This is a genomic window from Acetomicrobium mobile, assembly GCF_937920065.1.
Genome location: NZ_CALETC010000234.1, coordinates 1 through 5,477 on the forward strand (window position 1 = coordinate 1; position 5,477 = coordinate 5,477).

At 43.7% G+C, this 5,477-nt stretch carries 4 protein-coding genes; 1 reads left to right on the forward strand and 3 read right to left on the reverse strand.

What is annotated here, in order from left to right; genetic code table 11:
• Positions 1-173: 173 nt before the first annotated feature.
• Positions 174-1,052, forward strand: coding sequence for an MBL fold metallo-hydrolase (locus Q7P41_RS08885; protein ID WP_303883590.1), 879 nt, complete (start codon positions 174-176; stop codon positions 1,050-1,052).
• Positions 1,053-1,217: 165 nt separating this feature from the next.
• On the opposite strand, the gene Q7P41_RS08890 is transcribed toward Q7P41_RS08885, so the two are convergent.
• The 3 genes from Q7P41_RS08890 to Q7P41_RS08900 form a co-directional block, all read right to left on the reverse strand.
• The gene (locus Q7P41_RS08890; RefSeq protein WP_303883592.1) at positions 1,218-2,417 is read right to left on the reverse strand and encodes a DUF3798 domain-containing protein; all 1,200 of its coding nucleotides are present in this window, start codon (positions 2,415-2,417) and stop codon (positions 1,218-1,220) included.
• Positions 2,418-2,539: 122 nt separating this feature from the next.
• Entirely contained in the window at positions 2,540-3,772 is a 1,233-nt protein-coding gene (locus Q7P41_RS08895; protein ID WP_303883593.1) for a cysteine desulfurase-like protein, read from the reverse strand.
• A 26-nt stretch (positions 3,773-3,798) separates the two neighbouring features.
• A complete protein-coding gene (locus Q7P41_RS08900) occupies positions 3,799-4,962 on the reverse strand; it encodes a Xaa-Pro peptidase family protein (protein WP_303883596.1) in 1,164 nt (387 codons plus the stop codon).
• Positions 4,963-5,477 lie beyond the last annotated feature (515 nt).

The following is a 5,477-nucleotide window of genomic DNA, read 5'->3' on the forward strand; positions in this document are numbered from 1 at the left end:
GGCAAATTAACTCCTTTGACATCTTTCAAACTTTTATGGAAAGGCTGTGCTTTGAGGCTACGTAAAGCATTTATTTCTGTCTGAATTTATTTTGACCATTACGCTTCATCTGAGACTAAAATAGATACATGATAACACAAAGGAAGACAACGAAATAAACAGGGGTGAATTACATGAAAGGTGTGAACTCACTAAAGATAACCGTTTTGATGGATGATGCCGTTCCGGGAAATATAGACCTCGTTGCTCAACATGGCGCTTCGTTCTTCTTGGAGATAGAGGCTGAGAAAGATAAAATGTGCGTGCTTGTGGACGTAGGTCAGTCTTCAAAAGCTCTTTTTCATAACATGAGCAGGTTGGACATTGACCCCGAGAGTATCGACATTTTAGTTTTAACACATTGCCACTACGATCACACTGGGGCGCTCGTCGATCTGCTTCGAGCTTCGAAGAAAAAAGACCTGCCAGTCATCGCGCATCCTACGCTTTTTCGGCCTCACTTTGCTTGCAAACCCGTCATCAGCTACATTGGAGTCCCGCAAGGAAACGGGCCTTTGGAAATCGAATCTGCGGGAGGAAAGGTACTGCTATCGAAAGATCCTGTCCAATTGCGCGAGGGCGTCATCGCTTTAGGCGAAATCCCCAGAAAAACGGATTTCGAAGAGCCCAGCATTAACGCAATTACCATCGAAGAAGGCCATATAAAAAAAGACATGCTTTTCGATGACACCGCTCTTGCAGTAAACGTCGAAGGACAGGGCATCGTCATTGTGACGGGCTGTTCCCATTCCGGCATAGTAAACATCGCCCTTCGAGCCAAGGACATCTTCCCGGGCATCCCAATAGAAGGCATATTAGGAGGTTTTCACTTAAAAGACGTCGATTCCGAACACATCGAAAAAACCGTATCGCAGCTTGCTTCCTTAAAACCCAGCTGGATAGCGGCAGGACATTGCACGGGGTTTGATGCGATGGTAGCTTTCAAAAACTATTTCGGCGACGATTTTACCCCTCTTCACGTAGGCAAAACAGTGACCATACCAAAATCGTAAAATATGCCGAGTTGCTCGCGACAAAAGCCCTTTTGGGACTTATGACATGCCAGTTATGCCCAGAAATGTAACCCTTTGGGTATTTTTGTAATCTAATAAAAAGAGGGGAATATTCCCCTCTTTATTTTAATGCACTTACCAAATAACTTTGTTTCGTATGTTACTTTACTTTATTGAAAGGTATTTTTGCGGGACCTCAAGTTCGGTCATGCCAAGATATCCTTTTCCAAAGACGTACGTGTCCTGATAAACCATGATGTAATTTGCCCTCTCAATTCCAGTGCCAATGTCTATGTAGCGACTCCCATTGAGTTTTATGCCGGGAGTAATTCCCTTACTGGCAGCAATGAGATCCTCGATGGTTAATTTCGCGTTTCCTTCGACTACCCTCTTTGCTAACTCACCTAAACTCGCCGTAATAACATAAGCATGGGAGTAAACCCACGTGCCCAGTCGTCCGCTGGCGCCTTTCTCAACGATGACCTCTTCTATCTTTTTAACCATCGCCGGGAAATCGCCCTTCTCAGCCGTCAGGTCCAGGCCCAACGCTCCGGGATATCCCATAAGAGGAGAAGGATAATCGGCCTCCACGAAATATCCCCCATAATTTACTACCTGCCTTATCAAAGGCTCTGTATGTGCATCGTTGGTGCAGAAAAATGCCGTGTCCTTCCCGTACTTTTCGAGCCATGCAGGTACTTTCTCCAGTATGAACTGCTGGGCACCGGCCACTCCCACGTCGCTTACGGGATCAGGAGCCGTCTCAAAATGAAACTTCAAGCCTATATCGTTGCATGTCGCTTCCATGATATTACGCCTTCTGGACAGCAGCTCGTAGCTCATGTGTCTTGGAAAGGAGATGTGAACAAAGTTCTTGGCGCCCATCTTCTGAGCAGCAACGGGAATCAGATAACCTCTATATATATCGTTCGCGTTTACCGTCAAATCGGCTATTGATCCTATAACGCCGGGGTCTTCTTGAGAATTACCGGCCAAGCATATAATGTCCGGCCTTTTTTCCTTAATCCTCCTGTAAGCCTCTGTGGTTCCAGGTACTGCAGTGCTGGCAATGATCGCTTTCATCATTGGGTCGTCAGAAAGACCGACTAGCTGGCTGATCGTGGTCTCCATTTCCTGCATGAAGTTATCGGGGTAGGTGACGTGTTTTATCATACCTCCGTGGGCTTCATCGCCATATATCTCCATTAGCTTCTCGGCTCCGCGCAGCTCGTCTTCTTGTTGGGAAACAGTGCCAGTCATGATACCAATGTGAAAGGGTGCTGCCGCTTCGGCCAAACCACACCCGCATAAAGCAACCAATGCAACTGCTGCAAGTATTGCAGCAAGGCTTCTAAGCTTGCTCATAAGATCTTCCTCCTTTACAAATTATAAAACATTATATTAGCTCCATAGACAATTATCGCACCAGATAAGGTTAGGGTCAATTTTTTAAGTGATTATAAAGGCATATTAGTATGCTTTTAAGATCACCTTGCGCTTAATTTTTGAAGTGCTTTTATTAGTCGATCGATTTCCTCCTTTGTATTGTAAAGAGAAATGCCGATCCTGGTTACGCCGCCCTGCTCGAGCAATCCCAATACTTCTATCGGCCTTATGGCATAAAAATGGCCATCCCAGGCAAGTATTCCCTCTTCGTTCAAGCTTTTGCACACTTCTATTGGATTTAAACCTTCAAAGGTAAATGATATGGTGGGAGCGCGATGCCTCTCATCAAAGGAAGGACCGTAAATTGTAACGCCGGGGATATCTCCCAAACATTTATAGGCATAAAGAGCTAATTCGTGCTCATAAGAAGAGATCCTTTCCATGGCGGAAACTATTTTTTCTCTTAAAGTATCGCCTTCTCCATAGGTAGAAATATACTCAACTGTTGCTTTTACTCCAGCTATACCCTCGTGATTCAATGTGCCCGTCTCAATACGATAAGGGGCCCTGTGGTCCTGCGTGCAGACCCTTTCACAATCAAGCTGCTCAAGCAGCCCTTCTTTAGCGTACAAAATCCCAACATGTGGCCCGTAAAACTTATAAGCAGAACAAAGCAGAAAATCCACGCCCAAGGATTTGACATCTATGGGGAAGTGGGGAACGAAGTGTACAGCATCGACCAAAAGATATGCTCCAACTTTATAAGTCCAACGCCTTACCGTGGATACGTCATTGACCGTACCTAGGGCATTAGAGGAAAAACCCATTGCAACGAGGCGCGTGTTTTCCGTTATTTTCTTGCTAAAATCGTCCATGTCAAGCGTGCCGTTCGGAAGCAGTTTCACTTCACGTACCACAACCCCACGCTCTCTTAGCCTTAACCAGGGGCCACGATTTGCCTCATGATCCAATTGAGTGATAAGAACCTCGTCACCGGGATGCAAGGACTTCTCTAAAGCCCTGCTCAAGGCGTAGTTCAGCGTCGTCATGTTCTGGCCAAAAGAAATTGTATCGCCATTTTCGGTTCCCAAAAAGGCTGCAACGGTTTCTCTGGCTTCTGCAATTAATTCGTCCGATTCAATAGAAGTGACGAAATAGCCTTGTGCGTTAGCGTTGCAATTCGTAAAATAATCCGTGACGGCATCAATTACAGCCTGAGGTACTTGCGTTCCTCCAGGACCGTCAAGATAGGCCAAAGTGTGGCCGTTGTAAGTGCGAGCAAGGGAAGGAAAATCTTTTCTGCGCGATTCAAACAGTTGAGATAATTTATCCATTAATTTAGCCTCCTATCGTTAATTTCTTAATCCATTACTACAAATAATTCCATAGGGATATCTGCCGTAAGCCTTTGAGCCCCGCTATCCGTCACAAGATAATCGTCTTCAACCCTCATGCCGCCATAACCTTCTATGTAAACTCCAGGCTCGACAGTTACGACATCACCCTCTTCAAGCACATCAACTGACCTCGATGACAACCTTGGCATTTCGTGCACTTCAAGACCAATGCCGTGACCCAAGCTGTGGGTAAAATACTTGTCCAGACCTCTATCGGCTAGAACTTGCCTAGCCGTCATATCTACCTCCCTGGCAGCAACTCCAGGTTTTATCTTTGAAGCAGCTTTAATATGAGCCATGCACAATATGCTATGGATTTCTATGGCCTTTCTCGACGGAGCACCCATATAGATATTTCTCGTTATATCGGAAACGTAACCTTCATATCTGGCGCCGAAATCAATTGTTGCCCACTCACCCTTTTGCCATTCCTTAGAAGTAGCCCTGCCATGAGGAAGGGCAGATCTTACACCCGAAGCAACAATGAAATCTGCACTACCCCAGCCACCCTCGGCCCCCAAAATCTTCATCTCATATTCTAGTTTAGCTGCCACTTCCGTCTCCTTAATGCCAGGCTTTAGATCATTTAAAACATTTAAGAAAGCCTTGCTCGCTTGCTCTGAAGCTATCTTAATCAGATCAACCTCTTCTTTTGACTTTTTGCGCCTGCAGGAAGCCAAAATATCCGACACGTCGACCAAGGTAAAACCGAGTCCGGATAATTTCAGATACAGATAACTTGGCAGGGTCTTTGTATTAATACCTACCGTTTTAGCGCCTAAATCCCTCAACATGGACTCTACGAGAAAAATATCTTCTTTGTCACCTTTATCTATTACAGAAAAAGGGGATTGCTCCCTTGCCTGTAAAATGTACCTACTATCAGTTATCAAGAATTTTTCATTTTGACCGAAGACCAAAATGCCGCTTGTGCCCCTAAAACCAGAAAAATAATAAAGATCTTCCCATCCGATTCCCTCGACGTTAAAAAGCACTACGGCGTCAACTCCGTTTTGCCGCAGGCTCTTTTCCACTCGATTGTGCCTCTCAAGAATCAACTTGCGATCCATTGCATATCTTTGCTCCTTTTCAGCTATATTTAAAGCTCGCCCAAATGTACAACACATACATAATTTTTGCCCCTTTATTCTACATCATCCTATGCCATTGGCCAGAAAAATATCGCAAACAACAGGCAAAAATTCCTTTACCAACAGCAGTAAAATAGTTAAAATCTTTTAGCAAGCTTCATAAGCAAAGACTTCTAATAATTAATTTTGACTTGCGAAGATATTCCTTGGGCAATACCTAATATTCCTTAACATTATAAATGAAACAATATAATAAACAGTAATTACCAGATATTATTAACAATTGTCATCACTAAAAACATGATGCTTGATGCGCCTGTACAATTTACATAATACAATGGATATTTCATAAGTATATATATATTGTATTTGCAATCACAGCCTTTTGACGCAACATTAAATTTTCACACCGTTATTTAATAAAATGATTGTTGGTCAGCCATGACAATCCTTATATAAATTCTTCAATTGTCAATAAAATTTAGGAAATTGCGTTATCAGGCACTTGACATGACCTGATTATCTGTGATATTTATAGTGCAATATTCTTT

Excerpts from the sequence above, each read along its gene's own strand:
- Q7P41_RS08885 (WP_303883590.1), top strand. The coding sequence starts at position 174 with ATGAAAGGTGTGAACTCACTAAAGATAACCGTTTTGATGGATGATGCC.
- Q7P41_RS08890 (WP_303883592.1), bottom strand. The coding sequence starts at position 2,417 with ATGAGCAAGCTTAGAAGCCTTGCTGCAATACTTGCAGCAGTTGCATTG.
- Q7P41_RS08895 (WP_303883593.1), bottom strand. The coding sequence starts at position 3,772 with ATGGATAAATTATCTCAACTGTTTGAATCGCGCAGAAAAGATTTTCCT.
- Q7P41_RS08900 (WP_303883596.1), bottom strand. The coding sequence starts at position 4,962 with ATGTGTTGTACATTTGGGCGAGCTTTAAATATAGCTGAAAAGGAGCAA.